A 19,645-nucleotide genomic window follows, 5' to 3' on the forward strand; every position below is an offset into this window, starting at 1 on the left:
GCGTACTCCCCGCCGCGCGCGCCCCACCCGCCCGGCTCACACCACGGCGGGCGACGGGTGGGACGCATCATGTTTAGGATCCCGGGCGCGCGGTCACACGTCCTCGGGCAGCTCCCCGACCCGGTTCTCCCACTTGGTGGAGAGCACGATCGTGGTGCGCGTGCGCGAGACGCCGGTGGTGCCGGACAGGCGGCGGATGGTGCGTTCCAGGTCGTCCACGTCACCGGCCCGGACCTTGAGCATGTACGAGTCGTCACCCGCGATGAACCAGCAGTCCTCGATCTCCGCCAGGTCGCGCAGCCGGTCGGCCACGTCCTCGTGGTCCACCGCGTCGGAGAGCTGGATGCCGATGAGCGCCGTCACGCCGAGGCCGAGCGAGGCGGAGTCGACGGTCGCGCGGTAACCGGTGATCACCCCGGCCGCCTCCAGGCGGTTGATCCGGTCCGTGACGCTGGGCCCGGACAGGCCGACGAGCCGCCCGAGCTCCGCGTACGAGGCCCGACCGTTCTCCCGCAGGGCCTGGATGAGTTGCCTGTCCACCGCGTCCATGTGACGGCACGCACCTTTCAAAGTTCTGCGATCAAGAGAGTTTGGGTGTAGAATCTAAGGCATGCAGGGCGAGATGCCCTGCGAATCTCTAGCTGAACTACCTCAATCAACGACGATTCTTCAGGAGTGAGCTACCCCTTGTACACGATCGAGATGGCTTATGCCCGCATGCGTGAGCTGCAGGAGCTGGCCAACCGCTCGCGTGCTCAGCAGGCTGCGCAGCAGCAGCGCGAGACCTCGGCCAAGGCCCACAAGGGCCGGGCCAAGAAGCGCTGACCGCAGCCGCACCGCATCGACCTGATGCGGCCTGACGCCGAGCGTCAGGCTCGCGCACTCCGGCGCCCACGCGTCCCGCCGGAGCCGCGCCCTCAGCAGGACGCGTCACGGCGGCAGGGCACGGGGCAGCACCAACCCCCCGGCCTGCCGCTTCTCCATGTCCAGGGCCCGCCCCGCGACGCCCGCACGCGCCACCGGCGCGCGCGCCGTCGCATCGCCACCGGCACCGGCGCGCCGATGCGGAGCTACCCCGCACGGCGCGAACCACTGGCACCACCGAGTTCCCCCTCCCATCGGCGGTACAGCGCGTGCGGCACCCCCGCCGCGTCCAGCGCCCGACCGGCGACGAAGTCCACCAGTTCCTGGATGTGCGTCGCCCCCGCGTAGAACGCCGGCGAGGCGGGCAGCACCACGGCGCCCGCCTCGTCGAGCGTGACCAGGTGCCGGAGCGTCTGCCCGGTCAGCGGGGACTCGCGCAGCGCGACGACCAGCGGCCGACGCTCCTTGAGCGTCACGCTCGCCGCCCGTTGCAGCAGGTCCTTCGAGAGCCCGAGCGCGACGCCGGCCACGCCCGCCGTGCTCGCCGGGACGATGATCATCCCCTGCGCCGGGTACGAGCCGGACGACGGACCGGCGGCCAGGTCACCGGCGGTCCAGTAGCGCACGTCGGCGGTCTTGTCAGGGGCCTCGTCGGCGCTCTCGACAGCGAGTTGTCGCACCTCGTCGGCGAACGCGTCCGCGCTGCCGTCGGCGCCCCGCGCCAGCCAGCGGACCAGGTCCGCGCGCCAGTGCGCGTCGCGGAAGGAGATGCCGGTCTCATCGAGCAGTGTCAGCCGGGCGGCGCGGCTGATGACCAGGTCAACGGGCTCGCCCGCGCGCAGCAGCGCGCGGATCACGGAGGCCGCGTAGGGCGTGCCGGAGGCGCCGGACACCCCCACGATCCAGGGTCGGCGCTGGGGTGCGGGTTGGAGTCGTTCCACGGGCCGAGCCTATCCGGCACCCCGCGGCGCCCATCCGGCCGCCGGTGCCCCGGCCCTTCCCGTGACGATGCCGCCGGGGGCCGCGCCGGGCGGGCAGGGCCCGGGAAACGGCGCCCCGAGGGCTGGACACGCCCCCGGATCGGCGGGCGCACGTGGGCAGTTGCGCGCCCCAGGGCGGCCCCGACCCGGGCGCCCGCGCGCCCCACCGCCGCCCGTGCCGAGACCGGGCCCGCCGCCCGGCCACCGGCTCAGAGCGTCAGGCCGCGTACGAACAGGTCGGCCAGCGTGCACACGAAGAGCACGATCCCGATGACGCCGTTGACGGTGAAGAACGCCCGGTTGAGCCGGGACAGGTCGTGCGGGCGCACGATGGAGTGCTCATAGACGAACGCCACCGCCACCACCGCCAGGCCCACCCAGAACAGCGCGCCCGCGCCCGTCGCCAGCGCGTACCAGACCAGCAGCCCCATCGTCACGACGTGGCTGCCGCGCGCGCCGTACAGCGCCGCCGGGATGCCGAACCGCGCCGGGACCGACTTGACGCCGTGCGCCCGGTCGGCCGCCACGTCCTGGCAGCCGAAGATCAGGTCGAAGCCGCCGATCCACACGCCGACCGCGAGGCCGAGGATCACCGCGTCCCACGACCAGGAACCGGTCACCGCGAGCCAGGCGCCGATCGGGCCCATCGCCTGCGCGATGCCGAGGATGGCGTGCGGGAAGTTCGTGAACCGCTTCCCGTACGGATAGACCACCATCGGCACCACCGCGACCGGCGCGAGCGCCAGGCACAGCGGGTTGAGCAGCGCGGCGGCGCCCAGGAAGAACACGAGCGCCACCAGCGCGCCGGTCCACGCCGAGCGCACCGACACCGCCCCGGTGACCAACTCGCGCCCGGCCGTGCGCGGGTTACGCGCGTCGATCTCGCGGTCGATGATGCGGTTGGCGGCCATCGCGAAGGTCCGCAGCCCCACCATCGCCAGCGTCACCAGGAACAGCGTTCCCCAGTGGATGTTCTCGTCCTCGCCGTACATCGCGGTCAGCGCCGCGATGTAGGCGAACGGCAGCGCGAAGACCGAGTGCTCGATCATCACCAGCCGCAGGAACGCCTTGACCTTGCCGGGCGGGGCGGGCTCGGGCCCGATGACTTCCGACGTTGCCGAATCAGCACTCATGGGGGCGGCCTCAGAGGCCGTACTCCTTCCAGCGGCGGGTGACCTTGTCGGCCGTGCCGGGGTCCGACTCGACCATCTCCGGCCAGCCACCGTCACGCGTGTACCCCTCTTCGGGCAGCTTGCGCGTCGCGTCGATGCCCGCCTTGCCGCCCCAGAACTTCTGGTACGAGGCGTGGTCGAGGTGGTCGACCGGGCCCTCGACGACGGTCAGGTCGCGGGCGTAGTCGGTGTTGCCGAGGGCGCGCCAGGCGACCTCGTGCAGGTCGTGTACGTCGCAGTCCGCGTCGACGACGACGATGAGCTTGGTGAGCGACATCATGTGCGCGCCCCAGATGGCGTGCATCACCTTCTGCGCGTGCTTGGGGTAGCGCTTGTCGATCGAGACGATCGCGCAGTTGTGGAACCCGCCCGACTCCGGCAGGTGGTAGTCCACGATGTCCGGGACCACGATCTTGAGCAGCGGCAGGAAGAAGCGCTCGGTGGCGCGGCCCAGCGGCCCGTCCTCCGTCGGCGGGCGGCCCACCACGATGGACTGGAGCAGCGGGCGCCGGCGCATCGTGATGGTGTCGATGGTCAGCGCCGGGAAGTCCTCCTGCGGCGTGTAGAAGCCGGTGTGGTCGCCGAACGGCCCCTCCGGCAGCGTCTTGCCCGGCTCCAGCCAGCCTTCGAGGACCACCTCGGAGTGCGCCGGCACCTGGAGCGGGACCGTCTTGCAGTCCACCATCTCGATCCGCTTGCCGCGCAGGAACCCGGCGAACAGGTACTCGTCGATGTCGCCCGGCAGCGGCGCCGTGGAGGCGTACGTCACGGCGGGCGGCGTGCCGAAGGCGATCGCCACCGGCAGCCGCTCACCACGGCGGGCGGCGACCTGGTAGTGGTTGGTGCTGTCCTTGTGGATCTGCCAGTGCATCCCGATGGTGCGCTTGTCGTGCCGCTGGAGCCGGTACAGGCCCAGGTTGCGCACGCCGGTCTCGGGGTGCTTGGTGTGGGTCAGGCCCAGGTTGAAGAACGAGCCGCCGTCACCGGGCCAGGTGAACAGCGCCGGCAGGCGGTCCAGGTCCACCTGGTCGCCGGTCAGCACGACCTCGTGCACCGGCGCGTCCTTGACCTTCTTCGGCGGCACGTGGGTCATCCCGGCCAGCTTGCCGAACGCCTCGCGCACGCCGGTGAAGCCCATCGGCAGCTCCGGCTTGAGCAGCCCGCCGATCTTCTCGCTGATCTCCTGGTACGACGTCAGGCCCAGCGCCTTGAGCAGCCTGCGGTCGGTCCCGAAGACGTTCATGGCCAGCGGCATCGCCGAGCCCTTGACGTTCTCGAACAGCAGCGCGGGCCCGCCCGCCTTCTGCACCCGGTCGACGATCTCCCCGACTTCCAGGTACGGGTCGACTTCGGCCTTAATGCGCTTCAGGTCACCGTCGCGCTCCAGCGCCCGCAGCAGCGAGCGAAGATCGTCATAAGCCATGCGGTCCAGTATCCGACACGGACTACCCTGGACACGTCACTGGGGCATCGCTCCCAGCACACCGCAACCGCCGCGACGTCTTTCAGGGGGCCTCCCAGCATGCTCAGGTATCTGCCGTTCCTGCTGATCCTGGCGCTGTGGATCTACGCCTTCATCGACTGCCTGAACACCCCCGAGAACGAGGTCCGCAAGCTCCCGAAGGTGGCGTGGGTCATCATCGTGCTGCTCTTCGGCGAGGTGTTGATCGGTCCTATCGCCTGGTTGACGGTGGGCCGCCCGCGCAAGGCGGTCGGCGGCGCGGGCGGGGCCGGCGGCGGCATCGCCGGGGCGTTCGGCGGCCGGCGCGGCGGCGGCGGTTGGGTCGCCCCGGACGACAACCCCGAGTTCCTCAAGTCGCTGCGCAAGGACCCGCGGCCCAACGACGCGACGGACCCCGGTTCCCCCTCGTCCCCCGACGCCGGTCCGGCCTCCGACCCGGACCCCGGTGCGGGCTCGGGCCCCACGACCGAGCCGGGCGCGGGCTCCGGGCCCGCCTCCGGCACGGGGTCGGGCTCTGGTACGGGGTCGGGCTCCGGCGCGGACTCCGGGCCGGCCTCCGGCACCGACCCCGGCGCCGCCGACCGCAAGCCCGAGGCCGACCGCCGCGACGACGAGGGACCGCAGGGCCCGCAGCGCGGCTGAGCCTCACCGACCCACCGCCTCACCGAAGCACCGCCTCACCGACCCGCCGGTGCCCGCCCCGCGCGCGGCTGCTCCCCGGGTCGCGCCACGACGCCACGGTCCACCACCGCCGTCGTGCTCGTCACCACGCCGGCCTTGGGCGTGTCGCACTTCTCACGGTCCGCGCCGGGCGCCTTCTCCGGGTCTACCAGGACGACCCGTACGCCGAGCAGCCGCAGGCTCTCCCGGTCGAACAGCCACTCGTCGCGCTCGCCCGTCACGTCGTCGACCCGGGCCACCGCGACACCGCGCCGGCCCACCGCGTCCACCGCGTTCCGGATCACGACCACGTCGGGGATGCGGGCCGCCGCCCGGTACAGCGCCGCCTCCGTCGCGGGCGGCAGCACCGTCTCGGCCAGCATCCCGCCGACCGTACGGAACACCTGCTGGTCGCTGGGGCGGCCGGCCGACTCGGCCGGGGACAGGGCGCGCAGCAGCGCGGCCGGGTCGCGCGGCAGCCGCTGGAGGTGGCGGAAGGCCGTCGAGGTGGGGCCCGGCGGATCCGGGTCGAGCCTGATCCGCTCGCCGGGGTACTGCTCGCTGCGCAGCAGTCCGGCCCGGGAGCCGTCCACCGAGCGCCAGATCTGGCGCTGTCGGAGCGGCTCGACGAAGGTGCACGCCGTCTCGTCGCCGGAGCCCGCCGCCACCGCGCTCTGGGAGCGCACGTAGGTGAACTCGCCGTCCCGTGGGTGGAAGCCATGGCCGCGCTCGGCGGCCGTGGCGGCGCGGGCGAGCAACTCCCGCGCCCCGCCCTTCTCGTCGCCCCCGCCGTGCGCGCCCGGCGCGTACGTGCTGCTCGCCGGCGGCCCCGCGGTGGGCCGGGGGCGCCCGAGCTGGTGCCCGTCTGACTTGCCGTCGAGCGAGGGGGCGACGGTGGAGACGACCTGGAAGACCATCGCGATGGCCACCACCGGCCCGGCGACGTCGGGCCCGAACAGCCGGGCCAGGCGCGAGCGCGCGGACGGCTCAGCCACCGCCACGGGCCCGTCCGCCGCGACCGGCTCCGCCGAGGCGGGCTCGGGGTCGGCCGGCTCGGCCGGGGTGGGTCCGGGGTCGGCCGGTTCGGCCGAGATGGCCCCGGGGTCGGCCGGCTCGCTCGACGCGGGCTCGGGCGCGGTCGACGCCGGTTCCGGCTCCGGCTCGGTCGGCGTGTCGGCCCCGGCCCCTCGCGTGCGCATCGGTTCCCCTCTTCCACGGGCCGGGCCCCGGCGCGGCCAGCTCTCCCCGCGCTCGTGGCCGGGCCCGAACACCGGCGTGTGTCGCCCCGGCGCCGCCCGTACGGTCGGCGCCGGACAGGGCAAGGCCCCGGTGCCCGTCCCGGACGGGGCGTCACCGCGTGAGCCGGCGCGCCGCGACACTCCGCGCGCCCCCTAGGAAGGGGACGCGTCAGGGGCGGCTGAGGTTGTGTCAGCGCGTCAGGTGACCTGCGGGAGAGGGGGTCAGCGAGGGGTGACCCGGGGGCGGCCCACCGGATACTGGCCCAGCTTGTCGACGATGGCCGTATAGAACACCGCCTCGCTGCGGGAGACCATGCCCACCTCGATGGGGCCCGAGTCCTTCAGCCACACGGTGCGCTGGCCGAGGTACTGCCCGGTCACCCTGTCGAAGATCAACTCCTCGCGGTCGTCGCCTCCGTCGCCCGTCCGGGCGACGGCCACCCCGCGACGCCCCGCGGCGTCCACCGCGTCCTCCACGACGACCGTGCCGGGGATGCGGGCGGCGGCCCGGAACAGGGCGGCGCTGAGGCCCGGCGGCATGGCGGCGTCACTGATCGTGTGGGCCACGATCTCGAACATCTGCTGGACCTCGTCTTCGCCGTCCCGCGCGTCGCCGTCCCACGTGTCGCCGTCCCGCGTGCGCGCGGCCTCCCGCAGCCAGGCGTACAGGGCGTCCGGCTCGGTCGGCAGGGACCGGAGGTACCGGTAGACGCTGCTGCCGGGGCCGTCCGAGATCCCGGCGCGCGGCCCGTAGGACCACTCCCCGCCCTCGGCGACCGTGCGCTCGCCCGTGCCGTCCACCGGAGCCCACACCGCACGCCGATGCGGCTCGGGAATCCTGATGGGTTTCTGTCCCACGTCGGCGACCGCCACCATGCCGTCGACGTACACGTACTGGTCATCCCGGACGGGCCCCTTCGCCCGCACCCGTTCCCGCTCGGCGAAGGCCGCCGCGTGTTCGAGGACCCGCGCCGCGCCGTCCCGCTCGTCGGCGCCCGCGTGGGGCGCGAAGGCGTAGCTGGCCGCGCCGCCCCGGCCCGCTGTCGCGTGGTCCTCGCCGCCGACCGTCACGGTCGTGGTGGCCAGCACGACGAGGGCCAGCGTGCTCGCGAGGGCCAGGCCGGCGAAGGCCGGCCGCGGCCACCGGCGCGCGAGGCGCGGGGTGGTCGCGGCGGGTCGGTCGGCGGCGGCCCGTCGGATCTCGTGCACCAGGTGCTCGCGCAACAGGTGGTGGCGGCCCGACGGGAGGTCTCGTTCGGGGGCGGACGGGAGGTCGGTCATCGGTGTCCCTCCTGGGTGGGCCGGGCCGGGTGCGCCCGGGTGGCGTGGCCGTCTCGTACCGGTTCGCGGGCGGCGCCGAGGGTCGCCGCCGGGCGCGCGGCCCCCCGTACCGCGCGCCCGGTGGTGTGTCCCGCGCGCCCGGCGGCCACCGCGGTGGCCAGCTTGGTGCGGGCCCGGGAGAGCCGGGACCGTACGGTGCCCACCGGTACGCCCAGGGCCCGCGCCGCCGCCGCGTAGTCGAGCCCCGACCACACGCACAGCGCGATCACCTCGCGCTCGGGCCTGCGCAGGGCGCGCAGCGCGACCTGGACGTGCTCCAGGAGTTCCGCGTCGTCGACGCGGCTGGCGACCTCGTCGGCGAAGTCGCGCTCGGCGGCCTGCGGCGGCACCCGGGACAGGGCCGCCGCGTGCCGGCGCGCGGCCCGGCGCGTGTTGCGTACGGTGTTGGTCGCGATGCCCAGCAGCCACGGGCGCGGGCTGCCGCCGTCGGCGTCCAGCCGGGTGCGCAGCCGCCACGCTTCGAGGAAGGTCAGCGAGACCACGTCCTCGGCCACCGACCAGTCGCCGGTCAGCCGGTAGGCGTGGTTGTAGACGGAGCGGGCGTGGGCGTCGAAGAGTTCTGCGAAGGCGGTGGGGTCCCCCTGGCGTATGAGCGTGCGCGGTGTTGTCTCCACGCCCTGGAACTGTCCATACGACAGCGGCCGGTTCCCGTGACCTGGGTCACAGGAACCGGCCGCTGCCGGGGGCGTGCGTCAGACGTCGGAGGTCAGACGCCCGCGTACGAGTGCTTGCCGGTGACGAACATGTTGACGCCGTAGTAGTTGAAGAGGAAGCAGGCGAAGGCGATGAGCGCCAGGTACGCCGCCTTGCGGCCCTTCCAGCCGGCCGTGGCCCGGGCGTGCAGGTAGCAGGCGTAGGCGACCCAGGTGATGAACGTCCAGACCTCCTTGGGGTCCCAGCCCCAGTACCGGCCCCACGCCTTCTCGGCCCAGATCGCGCCGGCGATCAGGGTGAAGGTCCACAGCGGGAAGACGGTGGCGTTGATCCGGTACGCGAACTTGTCCAGCGACGCGGCGGAGGGCAACCGCTCCAGGATCGAGGTGGCGAAGGCGCCCGGCTGCTTGCCGTCCGGGTTCTCCAGCTTCGTCTCGTACCGGTCGCGGAAGAGGAAGAGCAGCGTGGAGACGGCGCCGAGGTAGAGCACCGCGCCGGAGACGATGGCGCAGCTGACGTGGATCCACAGCCAGTACGAGTCGAGGGCCGGCACCAACTGGTCGCTGTCGGTGTAGAGCACCGACACCGCCAGGCCCAGGTCGAGCAGGGCGGTGGTGACCAGCGGCAGGCCGATCCAGCGCACGTTCTTGCCGCTGGCCAGCAGCACCACGTACGCGACGACCGCCACCATCGACAGGGTGATGGAGAACTCGTACATGTTGCCCCACGGGGCGCGCTCGACCGAGAGCGCGCGCGTGAGGACGCCGCCGACGTGCAGCAGCGCGGCCAGCACGGTCAGCGAGACGGCGATGCGTCCGTAGAGGTCGCCCTTCTCGGTGCCGCCCGCCGCGCCCGGGCCGTCCGGCACGTCGCGGGAGCCGGGGGCCGAGCGGGTGACGACCTTGGGCCGCTCCAGGACGGCGGTGCCGCCGCCCTGCTGCTTGACCTGGACGGTGACGGTGGACGCCTTCTCGGCCCCGGCGGTCGGGGCCAGCGCCGCGGCGGTGCGGCCGACCTTGCTGCGGCTGCCGAACACCCACTCGGTGATGTAGGCGATGAAGGCCAGGGTGTAGACCGCCATGGCCGAGTAGATCAGCACGTTGCTGATGTTGGCCAGGTTCTCGTTGGCTGCGGCAGCGAGGTTCACGCGCGCGCTCCTTCGGCAGGATCTGGTGACTCAGATTCCGGTTCAGCTTCGGCGGGGGCGTCCGCCTGGAGGGCCACCGCGAGGTCGGCCAGCTCCTCGGGGAGCTTGGCGGACTCGCTGCGGCCGAGCCCGGCCATCTCGACGACCGTCTGGCCGTCCTTGCCGGGCACGGCCCGTACCCACACCCGGCGGCGCTGGATGAACAGCGAACCGGCGAGGCCGACCAGCGCGGCGACCGAGCCGATCAGCGCGAGCTCGTTGCCCGGCTGGTGGGAGATCTGGAAGCTGGCCCAGGTCTTGATGCCTTCGAACGTGAGGGTTCCGGCACCGTTCGGCAGCGTCATCGTCTCGCCCGGCAGCAGCTTCTGCGCGAACGCCCTGCCGTCCGGGTTCTTGAACTGCTTCATGTTGTCGGTGTTGAGCTGGTACACGTTCTGCGGCAGCCCGCCGTCGATGCCCAGCCTGCCGTGGTACGCGGTCAGGAACATCACCGGGTAGTCCAGCGCGGGGAACTGCGAGAACATCGTCTTCGCGTCCGCGCCGCCCCAGGTCGGCACGAAGAAGCCCTGGAAGCCGAGCTGCTCCTTCTTGCCGTTCTTGTCCCGGTAGTCGGGCACCTTGACCACGCCGGACGAGGTCAGGTTGGCGTCCTGCTGGAGGAAGGGCACCGCGCCCTTGAACGCGATGTCGCCCTTGCCGTCCTTGACCGTGATGACCGGCGCGTACCCGGTGGAGAGCAGGAAGACCTTGTTGCCCGCGATCTCCAGCGGCTCGTTGACCTCGATCGAGGTCCGCTTCTCCTTGCCGTCCGCGCCCTCCCAGTACTTCACGTGGGCGCGGAACTCGCGGGCGGTGCCGCGCTGCGAGCCCTCGCGCTCGTAGCGGGCGTCGAAGCTCTCCAGCGAGAAGCCGAAGGGCTCCAGGTTGTCCTTGTCGAAGAAGGCGCCCGACTTGAAGTCGTCGTACTGGGTGAGGCTGTTGGTGAAGCCGTCCTGGTCGCCCTCGGTGATCAGCTTGCCGCCCTCGGACTTCCAGAGCTGGCCGACCGCGAAGGCCACCAGGACCACGATCAGCGCCAGGTGGAAGAGCAGGTTGCCGACCTCGCGCAGATAGCCCTTCTCGGCGGCGACCGCGTCCCCGGCCACGTGCGCCCGGAACCGGCGCCCGCGCAGCACCGTGCGCGCCGCCGCGAGCACCTGCTCGGGCTCCGCCTCGGTGCGCCAGGTGGTGTACGCGGGAAGCCGGGTCAGCCGGCGCGGGGCACCCGGCGGGCGACCGCGGAGCTGGCCCACGAACTGCCAGGTGCGGGGCACGATGCAGCCGATGAGCGAGACGAACAGCAGGATGTAGATCGCCGAGAACCACACCGAGCTGTAGACGTGGAACATCCCCAGCTTCTCGTAGAGCGGGGTCAGCGTCTCGTGCTTGGCCTTGAACTGCTCGACCTTGAGCGGGTCCACGCCGGTCTGCGGGATCAGCGAGCCGGGGATCGCGCCCAGCGAGAGCAGCAGGAGCAGCAGCAGGGCCACCCGCATGGAGGTGAGCTGCCGCCAGCACCAGCGCAGCCAGCCGTAGACCTCCCGGCCCGTCCAGGCCAGCGCCCCGAGTACGCCGGGGGCGCGCACCCCGCCGAAGGAGCCCGGCACGGCCTGGCCCTCGGTCGGCGCGGTGGACAGGTGCGTGCCGGCCGCGCCCAACTCGTCGGCGCCCGCGGACCCGGCGTCGGCACCGCCGTCGGCGGCCGGGGAACCCCCGTCGGCCGAGGAGCCGCCCGCGCGGGCCGGCGCGCCGGCCGCTGCGTCGCCGGTGCCGGTATCGGCGTCGGTGTCCGTGTCGGTGGTGGCCATGGATCAGATCCCAACGTTGAAGCTGGAGGTCCAGACCCGCATGTCGTCCATCATGCGGTCCCAGACGCCCGTGACGAGCAGCAGACCGAGCGCGATGAGCATCCCACCGCCGATCCGCATCACCCATACGTAGTGCCGCTTGACCCAGCCGAAGGCGCCGAGGGCCCGACGGTAGGCCACGGCCACCGCTATGAACGGCAGGCCGAGCCCGAGGCAGTACGCGGCGGTGAGCAGCGCCCCGCGCCCCGCGCTCGCCTCATTGAACGCCAACGCGTTCACGGCCGTGAGGGTGGGGCCGAGACAGGGGGTCCAGCCGATGCCGAACAGCACCCCGAGCACCGGCGCGCCGGCCAGGCCCACGGCCGGCTTCTGGTGGAAGCGGAACTCCCGCTGCCCGAAGCCGCGCAGCACGCCCATGAAGGACAGGCCGAGCAGGATCGTGACGATCCCGAGCACCTTGGAGATGGTCTCCTTGTGCTGCTGGAGCTCCCAGCCGAAGTTGCCGAAGAGGGCGCCGCCGGAGACGAAGACGGCGGTGAAGCCCAGCACGAACAGCGAGGCACCGGCGAGCATCCGCCCCCGCCGCGCCTCCCCGAGGTCGGTGCCGGTGACGCCGGTGACGTAACTCATGTAGCCGGGCACCAGGGGCAGCACGCACGGCGAGAAGAAGGAGACCAGACCGCCGAGGACGGCCACCGGCAGCGCGAGCAGCAGGGCGCCGGTGAGGACGGTCTGGTTGGGGTCGGTGGCAGCGGCGAGGACGCTCATGTCGCGGCGATCACTTCTCCGCGATCAACGGCTTGAGCGCCTTGTCGAGCGCCTCCTCGCTGAGCGGGGTCAGCGCCCGCACCGCGATCCTGCCGTCCCGGTCGAGGATGATGGTGGTGGGGATCGCCTGCGGGTTCAGGCTCCCCTTGGGGAACCGCAGCATGAGCTTCCCGATCGGGTCGTACAGGCTGGGGTACGGGACCTCGTACTCCTTCTCGAACTTCCGCGCGTTGTGCTCGTTGGTGTCCCGGGTGTTGATCCCGACGAACTCCACGCCCTGCTTCTTCGTCCGCTCGGCGACCTTGACCAGGTTGGGCGCCTCGGCCCGGCAGGGCGAGCACCACGAGCCCCAGATGTTGAGGACGACGATCTTGCCCCGGTAGTCGTCGACGTCGAGCTGCTTGCCTTCCAGCGTCTTGCCGGACAGACTTGGCGCGCTCTTGCGATCTTCCTTGGCCACGGTGCTCACACCGCCGGTTCCCTGCACGAACTTCGTGTCGGCCGAGCCGCCGGAGGTGCCGCCGGTCCCGCAGGCGGTCAGGCCGATGGCGGCCAGCGCCACCATCCCGGCGGCCAGCGGCGAACCGCCCTTGGAACACACTCGGGCAACGCGGCGTCGAGGGTCACGGCAGGCACTCATGTGAAAAGTTTCGCATGGCTGCCGCACGGATCTTCCGCGCCCCCCTGTTCACTCCGCTTCGCCCCAGGCCGCGCCCCGTGCGCCGGCGCGGCGGCCCGTCGCGCCGGGCTCAGGCGCCGAACTTCTGCCCCACGCCGAGCCCGCGCAGGCTCGCGAGGACCTGCGGGTCCTGCGCGTCGAGCCAGTCCACGAGCTGCCGGAAGGAGACGAGCCGCACGTCCTTGCGCTTGTCGTCGGCGATGTGCTTGATCGCCTCCTCGACGGCGTCCATGTAGATGCCGCCGTTCCACTGCTCGAAGTGGTTGCCGATGAACAGCGGCGCGCGGTTGGTCTCGTACGCCCGCTCGAAGCCCTTGATGTACGCGCCGGTGGCCTCCCGGCGCCACTCCGGGTAGCGCGCGGTCGGGCCCTGGGTGGCGTTCTTGGACTGGTTGGCGAGCATGTTGTAGTCCATCGAGAGCACCTCGAAGGAGTGGCCGGGGAACGGGACCTGCTGGAGCGGGAGGTCCCAGATGCCCTGCTTCTTGGTCGGCCAGACCTGGAGGCCGCCGGGCGAGCTGGCGTCGTAGCGCCAGCCGAGCTGCTTGGCGGTGGGCAGCAGGTTGTCCTGGCCGAGCAGGCAGGGCGTACGGCCGCCGATGAGCTCTTTCTGGTAGTCGAAGGGCAGCGGCTCCAGGTCGGTGAAGCCGGTGTTGGTGCGCCACTCGGTGACGAACGACATGGCCTGGTCGATCTCGGAGCGCCACTGCGCCGGGGTCCACTGGCCGACCGAGCCGGAGCCGGCGCAGAAGTGGCCGTTGAAGTGGGTGCCTATCTCGTGGCCCTCGAGCCACGCCTCGCGCACGTTGCGCAGCGTGTCCTTGATGTGCCCGTCGGTCAGGTAGCCGATGTCGGAGGCGCCCACGGGGTTGTTCGGCGGCCGGTAGAGGTTCTTCTTCGACTCGGGCAGGCAGTAGATCCCGGAGAGGAAGAAGGTCATCGACGCGCCGTGGTCCTTGGCGATCTTGCGGAAGCGCGGGAAGAGGCCGTTGCCCACCTCGCCGGCGCCGTCCCAGGAGAAGACCACGAACTGCGGGGGCTTCTGCCCCAGCTCCAGCTTCTCGGGCTTGTCCGGCTGGCCCGGCTGCGGTCCGGTGTCGGCGGTCGAGCCGTCGCCTATCGGCCGCGCCTTGGCCTGCTGGGTGGCCGGCCCGCCGCCCGGCGTCTTGTTCCCCCCGCCGCCGGAGCCGGTCGAGCAGCCCGCGACGGTCAGCGCCGCCGCCGCGCTCGCTCCCGCACCGAGGCCGAGCAGTCCCCGTCGACTCATGTCGCGCATTACATCCCCATCTCGTACTCGATATGCGTACCGCCGCTTTCCCCGAAAAGGCGACGCCCGGTGAGAGGGGATATGAGCCGATGGGGTTCCCATTCCGCGCGCCGGATGCGGGAATTTGGCGCCGACTTTGCCGCTACCAAGCCGTACGTATGCGCGGCCCTACGCAGAGCCAACGCCCAGCGAATAACGCCGCCGGGGCGCGACGCCGTCCCGGTTCCCGCCGCGTGACCGACCTACGGAGATCCCGTGGAGATCTCCCGCCGGGCGGCGCCGGGCGGTGTCCGGCGACGGCGGCGTACCCGGGCCGCTCGCCAAGCGCGCACGTGAGAGGCGTGGCAGCGGCCCCAGGGGCTCCGCGATGAGGCGCCGACGGCGACCGGAGGGCGGGCGCAAGACAACGGCCGGGCGGCGCGCGCCGTAACGCGCGGCCACCCGGCCACAAACACCGCCCGCCCGCGACCGTCAGCCCACGGCGAAATCCACGGGAAAACCGGGGAATTACGGAACCGACGGCGAACGGACGCGGCTGAGCGTTAGGCGCCAAACCCCTTGGCGCCGCCCTTCGTTCGCTTCGCGCCCACCCGCAGGTGCACCGGAACCAGGTCAATAGCCGGCTCCGAATAACCCACCGAGACGATCTTGTCGCCGCGGTAGGTGAAAGACGTGAGACTGGCCAGCGTGCACTGCCGCTGCCGCGGGTCGTGCCACAGCCGACGCCGCTCCACGAAGCTGCGCACCACCCAGATCGGCAACTGGTGGCTCACGCAGACCGCCTCGTGCCCGCGCGCCGCGTCGCGCGCCGCGCCGAGCGCGGCCATCATCCGCACCACCTGCTCGATGTACGGCTCGCCCCACGAGGGCCGGAACGGGTTGGTCAGGTGCCGCCAGTTCGCGGGCTTGCGCAGCGCGCCGTCGCCCACCCCGAACGTCTTGCCCTCGAAGACGTTGCCCGCCTCGATCAACCGCTCGTCGGTGGCGAGGTCCTGGCCGTGCGCCTTGGCGATGGGCGTCGCCGTCTCCTGCGCCCGCTCCAGCGGCGAGGCCACGACGTGCGTGACGTCCCGCCCGGCGAGGTGTTCCGCGACCCGGTCGGCCATCTGCCGGCCCAGCTCGGACAGGTGGTAACCGGGCATCCGCCCGTAGAGCACGCCCTCGGGGTTGTGCACCTCGCCGTGGCGCATCAGGTGCACCACGGTGGTCTCGCCGTCGCCGCCGCCACCCACGGGGCGCACGTTCTCGCTGTCGCTGTTGGTCATGCCGTCCATCATTCAGTGGCGTCCGCGGCGGCCCGCGCCGCCCCCGGCAGTGCGGCGGCGATCTTCTCGACGGCCCGCTCGTCGTGCGCCGTGGAGACGAACCACGACTCGTAGCAGGAGGGCGGCAGGTAGACGCCCTGGGCCAGCATGGAGTGGAAGAAGGCCGTGAACCGGTACGCCTCCTGCGCCTTGGCCCCCGCGTAGTCCACGACGGCGTCGGCGTCCGTGAAGAACACGGAGAACATGTTGCCCGCGACCTGGATCCGGTGCGCCACGCCCGCCTGGTCCAGCGCCCGCGCGACCAGCCCGCGCACCTCCTGCGAGACCGCGTCCACCGTCCCGTACGCGGCGTCGTCCAGCAGCCGGAGCTGGGCGAGGCCGGCGGCGGTGGCCACCGGGTTACCGGAGAGCGTGCCCGCCTGGTAGACCGGCCCGGCCGGCGCCAGCTCGGCCATCACGTCGGCCCGGCCGCCGAACGCCGCGGCCGGGAAGCCGCCGCCCATCACCTTGCCGAAGGTCATCAGGTCGGGCCGCACGCCGTCGATGCCGTACCAGCCGGCCTTCGAGACGCGGAAGCCCGTCATCACCTCGTCCGAGATGAACAGCGCGCCGTTGCTCTCGCACAGCTCCTTCAGGCCGGCGTTGAACCCCGGCAGCGGCGGGACCACGCCCATGTTCCCGGGGGACGCCTCGGTGATCACGCAGGCGATCTCGCCGGGGTGCGCGGCGAACGCGGCGCGCACGGCCTCCAGGTCGTTGTACGGCAGCACGACCGTCTCGCCCGCCTGCGCGCCGGTCACCCCGGGAGTGTCGGGCAGCCCGAAGGTGGCCAGGCCGGAGCCGGCGGAGGCCAGCAGCGCGTCCACGTGCCCGTGGTAGCAGCCGGCGAACTTGACGACCTTGGCGCGCCCGGTGAACCCGCGGGCCAGCCGGATCGCCGACATCGTCGCCTCGGTGCCGGAGGAGACGAGGCGGACCTGCTCGACGGGGTCGATACGGGCCACGATCTCCTCGGCGAGCGCCACCTCGCCCTCGCCGGGCGTCCCGAACGAGGTACCCCGCGCGACGGCCGCCTGCACGGAGGCGATCACTTCCGGGTGAGAGTGGCCGAGGATCATCGGCCCCCACGAACACACGAGATCGACGTACTCGCGTCCGTCCGCGTCGGTGAGGTACGGACCGGCACCGGACACCATGAACCGGGGCGTACCACCTACGGCGCGGAAGGCGCGCACCGGAGAGTTCACGCCACCGGGTGTGACGACACCGGCGCGATCGAAGAGCTTCTGCGAGACTGGGGCTTCATACGGAAAAGGCACTTGGGTCCTGACCTGCCAAGACGTAGGGAGGGGCCGCGGCATGAGGACGCGGCCCACCGGCGGGCGACGGCGCGGGAAATCTCCTCGCTTTCGGCCGGGCGTCAGCCCCCGCGCGTCTGCGAAACTGGGGTTTCGAACGGATAGCTCACACAAGCCATGGTGTCAGAGCCTCATGGGGACCCGCGGGCGGGCGTTTCACGGCGTCCTCCCGGGGGAGGTCTCTGACACGATGATCGGGTTGCGCGGCCGTGGCCGCGAGTGGTCGGGTGGAGATATGCATCGCGGTGGCGAACTGGGCGAGGGGACCAATGACCGGGGCCCCGAGCGGCCCGGCCTTCCCCATGCCGCGGGCCGACAGGCCCGCGGCGGCCGGGAGAACCCGGAGGGGCAGCGGCTCGGCCGCCACCGGCGGCGTGAGGCGAGCGCGGACAGCAGAGGCGGCCGTATGGGGGTGACGTACAAGTACTTCGGCGCGCCCGACGGCGCCACCGCGGCCCGCGTCCCCATCTCGATGCGCCCCGAGGAACTGGGCGGCGACGAACTCGGCCACGGCATGTTCACCAAGATCAAGCCGGAGACGATGGCCGCGATGGTCCTCACCGGCATCGAGGGCATACCGCTGCACAAGGTGCCCCCGCTGGAGCTCGTCGTCCTGCACCCCGACTACGCCGTGGTCAAGCTCCCCATGACCGTCGTCGACCCGCTCCGCGGCGTCGGCGAGGAGGCCGTGGGCGCCGCGGCCTTCATCTGGTCCACGGTCCCCGACCGCGGCGGCCCCCGGGACGCGTACGGGGTCTACCAACTGCTGCACGAGTGGCAGGACTTCTCACACCGGCTGCACGAGGCTGGCCACCAGGCGTACTGCCTGGTCTGGCCGTGAGCCGGACCGAGCCACTGAGCTGAACCATCGCTGTTAGCGGGCGGGGCCGCATTGAGGGCACGTGGGTTTCGGCGAGGGCACTGATATGCCCTGGGCTACGGGCGGGTCGCCGTCGTCTTCCGCCTCGGCTTCCGTTTCCGTGAGGGCGTCGTCGGTCGCCTTGCGGATACGGGGCTCGCTGGACGGCAGCAAGTGCGTGTACCTCCGCAGCGTGAAATCCGGGACCGAGTGGCCGAGGTGTTCGGAGAGCGCCTTGGCGCTTTCCCCGCGTCCAGGAGCACGGAGGCGTAGACGTGCCGGAGGGCGTGCATGCCGTCTTCCGGGGCCGCGCGGGGGTAACTCGCGCCGCGTTCGCGGGGAGGGGTCACGCCGGCGGCGGCCAAGACAAGCTTCTAGGCGCCCATGTTGGAGACACTGCCGTTGTAGGCCCGCCTCTTCTTGTCGTCGAAAAGTGCTCTGGTGTACGTTGCGTGCGGCGCTGCTGCGGCAGCGTGTCTCGCTACATCCGGTCCCGGCGCCGGAGCGAGCAGTGGGCTCTTGAGAGTCACCCGCAGTTGGCAGTCAGTACGCCTTAGGACATCCGATCTGTCTCTTCTTGTCGTCGCCGGGCGGCAAATAAGGAGGGCCGACGCATGTCCAATTCACGTAACACAAACCGTCTGGCCAAGAGGATTCGTAGCCAGACATCACTCACGCTCTCGACCGCTTCCAGGCTCGCCCGGCAGGCCAAGGTCTATCTCGGATCCTCAGTCGCAAACGCCGCCGATCCTCAACAACGCCGCCTTGAAGCACACATGGCCCATGTGCTGGCGAGCAGCTTCCAGGACCGTCAACTCAACGGTGCTCTCCTTGGCGTGCGTGAAGCGGGGCCAGACGGTCAGCGCTTGGTCCTGACCCTGGACTCCGACATGGCGGATGAGGTTCTGCGTGAGCTCCTGCCACGGTTCGATCACATCTACGGAGGCATCCGCGGCGTCCCCGGACTTCGCGTCCGAGGGCGCGGGGACCGCGTGGTTCTCCACGACGCCCTCGGCCCTGCGCAAGTCACCGTGACCCGCTCCGACCACGGTCGCATGCGTCTACCGTCCGCGCGCGAGGGCGAGGTGCTCCTTTGGAAGCGCACCTCTGGCGGCCTCTCGCACGACGAAAAGCAGGAGGTCGAGGAGTGGGCTGTCCCGCAAGGCAGGACGGACCTACGGGTGCGCGATCTGTTGATGAGTCGAATTCTGCGTTGTCCACGGTTGGTGAACCGAACAGCAGAGCCGCACGGATTCGCCAACTGTTACACGCACCACTCGGGCGATCTTGTCATCGAGTGGTGCTGCGGCGACACCGTGGAGGCACTCTGTGCAAACCTTCTCGCTCACGGCATCGCTGACAGCGTGCCACGGGAGAAGGCTATCGAGTTGCTCTCTCCTCACTCGGCTCACCTCGGCGAACGCACAGTGATCTTGAATCGCCACAATTCATGCCTGTACAGCAATGAGGCTTGGGATGTCGTGGAGTACATCAAGAAAGGCTACGCCTCATGACCTTGTCCGCGATGATGCTGGTGGTGCCAGCTTGCATGGCCCTGGTCGTGATCGCGCGTTGCGGGCGAGACCTGGCGGTGATTCGTAGACTGGAGCGACTTCTGGAGGGCTGCGACCAGATGCAGCGTGTTGAGATTTGTCGGATCCTCGCCGCCTCGTTGCACACGGCTCGCGCAGCGTACCCGCAGGATGCCCCACCGCCCGAGGAGCCTACCTGGCGTTCTGTCAAGTAGCGGCCACTATCGGCGTGTGGCCCGAAGGCGTCCCAAGAGAGTTAGTTCATGAGCATCGTAGAAGCCCATAGGGAAAAACTCCCCCTGAGCCCGAAAGGCGGCTCAGCAAGGTGACCAAACTAGTGGCTATCATCCTCCTCTCCGCCGTCGCCGGCGGAGTAGCTCAGGCCGTAACAGGAGGAATCATGAGCACCTGAAGTGACTGGGATGAGTGGAATGCCGGCCGGAAGAGTCGGGCGGTTTTCGATGCCTTCTAAGGTGCACGCCCTGAGGGTCCTCGTCGCGCACCGCTGGCTGCCATGCGTGTGTACCACCGAAACGCGGGGATGCCCGGGCA

General features: G+C 71.4%; 17 protein-coding genes and 1 pseudogene. 3 read left to right on the forward strand and 15 right to left on the reverse strand.

What is annotated here, in order from left to right; all coding sequences use genetic code 11:
* Positions 1-93: 93 nt before the first annotated feature.
* From H7H31_RS13755 to H7H31_RS13770, 4 genes are all read right to left on the reverse strand, one after another.
* A complete protein-coding gene (locus H7H31_RS13755; protein ID WP_176163376.1) occupies positions 94-549 on the reverse strand; it encodes an Lrp/AsnC family transcriptional regulator in 456 nt (151 codons plus the stop codon).
* A gap of 521 nt (positions 550-1,070) precedes the next feature.
* Positions 1,071-1,805 (reverse strand): UbiX family flavin prenyltransferase, encoded by a 735-nt coding sequence (locus H7H31_RS13760; RefSeq protein WP_187063587.1) that lies wholly within the window; start codon positions 1,803-1,805, stop codon positions 1,071-1,073.
* Between the two features lie 248 nt (positions 1,806-2,053).
* Entirely contained in the window at positions 2,054-2,977 is a 924-nt protein-coding gene (mqnP, locus tag H7H31_RS13765; protein WP_187063588.1) for a menaquinone biosynthesis prenyltransferase MqnP, read from the reverse strand.
* A 10-nt stretch (positions 2,978-2,987) separates the two neighbouring features.
* Entirely contained in the window at positions 2,988-4,439 is a 1,452-nt protein-coding gene (locus tag H7H31_RS13770) for a menaquinone biosynthesis decarboxylase (protein ID WP_187063589.1), read from the reverse strand.
* A 99-nt stretch (positions 4,440-4,538) separates the two neighbouring features.
* Here H7H31_RS13770 and H7H31_RS34755 point away from each other — a divergent pair, with 99 nt between their 5' ends.
* Positions 4,539-5,120: a PLD nuclease N-terminal domain-containing protein gene (locus tag H7H31_RS34755; RefSeq protein ID WP_308284226.1), complete on the forward strand. Its 582-nt coding sequence runs from the start codon at positions 4,539-4,541 to the stop codon at positions 5,118-5,120.
* 35 nt (positions 5,121-5,155) lie between these two features.
* Here H7H31_RS34755 and H7H31_RS13780 read toward each other — a convergent pair whose 3' ends face one another.
* The 10 genes from H7H31_RS13780 to hemL all read right to left on the reverse strand — a co-directional run bounded on the left by H7H31_RS13780 (position 5,156) and on the right by hemL (position 16,705).
* A complete protein-coding gene (locus tag H7H31_RS13780; RefSeq protein WP_187063590.1) occupies positions 5,156-6,337 on the reverse strand; it encodes a CU044_5270 family protein in 1,182 nt (393 codons plus the stop codon).
* A 261-nt stretch (positions 6,338-6,598) separates the two neighbouring features.
* The gene (locus H7H31_RS13785; RefSeq protein ID WP_187063591.1) at positions 6,599-7,657 is read right to left on the reverse strand and encodes a CU044_5270 family protein; all 1,059 of its coding nucleotides are present in this window, start codon (positions 7,655-7,657) and stop codon (positions 6,599-6,601) included.
* Positions 7,654-8,331: an RNA polymerase sigma factor gene (locus tag H7H31_RS13790; RefSeq protein WP_187063592.1), complete on the reverse strand. Its 678-nt coding sequence runs from the start codon at positions 8,329-8,331 to the stop codon at positions 7,654-7,656. Before H7H31_RS13790 ends, H7H31_RS13785 begins: the two co-directional genes overlap by 4 nt.
* A gap of 92 nt (positions 8,332-8,423) precedes the next feature.
* Positions 8,424-9,518, reverse strand: a complete 1,095-nt coding sequence (gene ccsB / locus H7H31_RS13795) for a c-type cytochrome biogenesis protein CcsB (RefSeq protein WP_187063593.1) — start codon at positions 9,516-9,518, stop codon at positions 8,424-8,426.
* Positions 9,515-11,365 (reverse strand): cytochrome c biogenesis protein ResB, encoded by a 1,851-nt coding sequence (gene resB, locus H7H31_RS13800; protein ID WP_187063594.1) that lies wholly within the window; start codon positions 11,363-11,365, stop codon positions 9,515-9,517. The genes ccsB and resB overlap by 4 nt, the downstream gene beginning before the upstream one ends.
* A 3-nt stretch (positions 11,366-11,368) precedes the next feature.
* A complete protein-coding gene (locus H7H31_RS13805; RefSeq protein WP_187063595.1) occupies positions 11,369-12,133 on the reverse strand; it encodes a cytochrome c biogenesis CcdA family protein in 765 nt (254 codons plus the stop codon).
* Between the two features lie 10 nt (positions 12,134-12,143).
* Positions 12,144-12,773, reverse strand: coding sequence for a TlpA family protein disulfide reductase (locus tag H7H31_RS13810; RefSeq protein ID WP_187063596.1), 630 nt, complete (start codon positions 12,771-12,773; stop codon positions 12,144-12,146).
* A 109-nt stretch (positions 12,774-12,882) separates the two neighbouring features.
* Positions 12,883-14,088 carry a polysaccharide deacetylase family protein gene (locus H7H31_RS13815; RefSeq protein WP_187063597.1) on the reverse strand — a complete coding sequence of 402 codons (1,206 nt, stop codon included), beginning with the start codon at positions 14,086-14,088 and terminating at the stop codon, positions 12,883-12,885.
* A gap of 533 nt (positions 14,089-14,621) precedes the next feature.
* Complete coding sequence (locus H7H31_RS13820; RefSeq protein WP_187063598.1) at positions 14,622-15,344, reverse strand: histidine phosphatase family protein; 723 nt, start codon at positions 15,342-15,344, stop codon at positions 14,622-14,624.
* Between the two features lie 8 nt (positions 15,345-15,352).
* Positions 15,353-16,705, reverse strand: a complete 1,353-nt coding sequence (gene hemL, locus H7H31_RS13825; RefSeq protein ID WP_187063599.1) for a glutamate-1-semialdehyde 2,1-aminomutase — start codon at positions 16,703-16,705, stop codon at positions 15,353-15,355.
* A gap of 403 nt (positions 16,706-17,108) precedes the next feature.
* On the opposite strand from hemL, the gene H7H31_RS13830 reads away from it, so the two are divergent.
* Complete coding sequence (locus tag H7H31_RS13830; RefSeq protein WP_176163363.1) at positions 17,109-17,543, forward strand: hypothetical protein; 435 nt, start codon at positions 17,109-17,111, stop codon at positions 17,541-17,543.
* A 33-nt stretch (positions 17,544-17,576) separates the two neighbouring features.
* Here the strand turns inward: H7H31_RS13830 and H7H31_RS33885 are convergent.
* Positions 17,577-18,001: pseudogene (locus tag H7H31_RS33885) on the reverse strand (site-specific integrase); the annotation flags it as partial.
* A 174-nt stretch (positions 18,002-18,175) separates the two neighbouring features.
* Between H7H31_RS33885 and H7H31_RS13835 the strand changes: the two are divergent.
* Entirely contained in the window at positions 18,176-19,075 is a 900-nt protein-coding gene (locus H7H31_RS13835; protein WP_232109824.1) for a hypothetical protein, read from the forward strand.
* Positions 19,076-19,645: the final 570 nt, after the last annotated feature.

Source organism: Streptomyces buecherae, from assembly GCF_014295035.1.
Taxonomy (GTDB): domain Bacteria; phylum Actinomycetota; class Actinomycetes; order Streptomycetales; family Streptomycetaceae; genus Streptomyces; species Streptomyces youssoufiensis.

Bases quoted from the DNA above. Each gene is read 5' to 3' on its own strand.
- H7H31_RS13810 (WP_187063596.1), bottom strand. From the start codon at position 12,773: ATGAGTGCCTGCCGTGACCCTCGACGCCGCGTTGCCCGAGTGTGTTCC.
- H7H31_RS13820 (WP_187063598.1), bottom strand. From the start codon at position 15,344: ATGACCAACAGCGACAGCGAGAACGTGCGCCCCGTGGGTGGCGGCGGC.
- H7H31_RS13805 (WP_187063595.1), bottom strand. From the start codon at position 12,133: ATGAGCGTCCTCGCCGCTGCCACCGACCCCAACCAGACCGTCCTCACC.
- hemL (WP_187063599.1), bottom strand. From the start codon at position 16,705: ATGCCGCGGCCCCTCCCTACGTCTTGGCAGGTCAGGACCCAAGTGCCT.
- H7H31_RS13780 (WP_187063590.1), bottom strand. From the start codon at position 6,337: ATGCGCACGCGAGGGGCCGGGGCCGACACGCCGACCGAGCCGGAGCCG.
- H7H31_RS34755 (WP_308284226.1), top strand. From the start codon at position 4,539: ATGCTCAGGTATCTGCCGTTCCTGCTGATCCTGGCGCTGTGGATCTAC.
- H7H31_RS13785 (WP_187063591.1), bottom strand. From the start codon at position 7,657: ATGACCGACCTCCCGTCCGCCCCCGAACGAGACCTCCCGTCGGGCCGC.
- H7H31_RS13830 (WP_176163363.1), top strand. From the start codon at position 17,109: ATGGGGGTGACGTACAAGTACTTCGGCGCGCCCGACGGCGCCACCGCG.
- resB (WP_187063594.1), bottom strand. From the start codon at position 11,365: ATGGCCACCACCGACACGGACACCGACGCCGATACCGGCACCGGCGAC.
- H7H31_RS13835 (WP_232109824.1), top strand. From the start codon at position 18,176: ATGTCCAATTCACGTAACACAAACCGTCTGGCCAAGAGGATTCGTAGC.
- H7H31_RS13815 (WP_187063597.1), bottom strand. From the start codon at position 14,088: ATGCGCGACATGAGTCGACGGGGACTGCTCGGCCTCGGTGCGGGAGCG.
- H7H31_RS13755 (WP_176163376.1), bottom strand. From the start codon at position 549: ATGGACGCGGTGGACAGGCAACTCATCCAGGCCCTGCGGGAGAACGGT.
- H7H31_RS13770 (WP_187063589.1), bottom strand. From the start codon at position 4,439: ATGGCTTATGACGATCTTCGCTCGCTGCTGCGGGCGCTGGAGCGCGAC.
- mqnP (WP_187063588.1), bottom strand. From the start codon at position 2,977: ATGAGTGCTGATTCGGCAACGTCGGAAGTCATCGGGCCCGAGCCCGCC.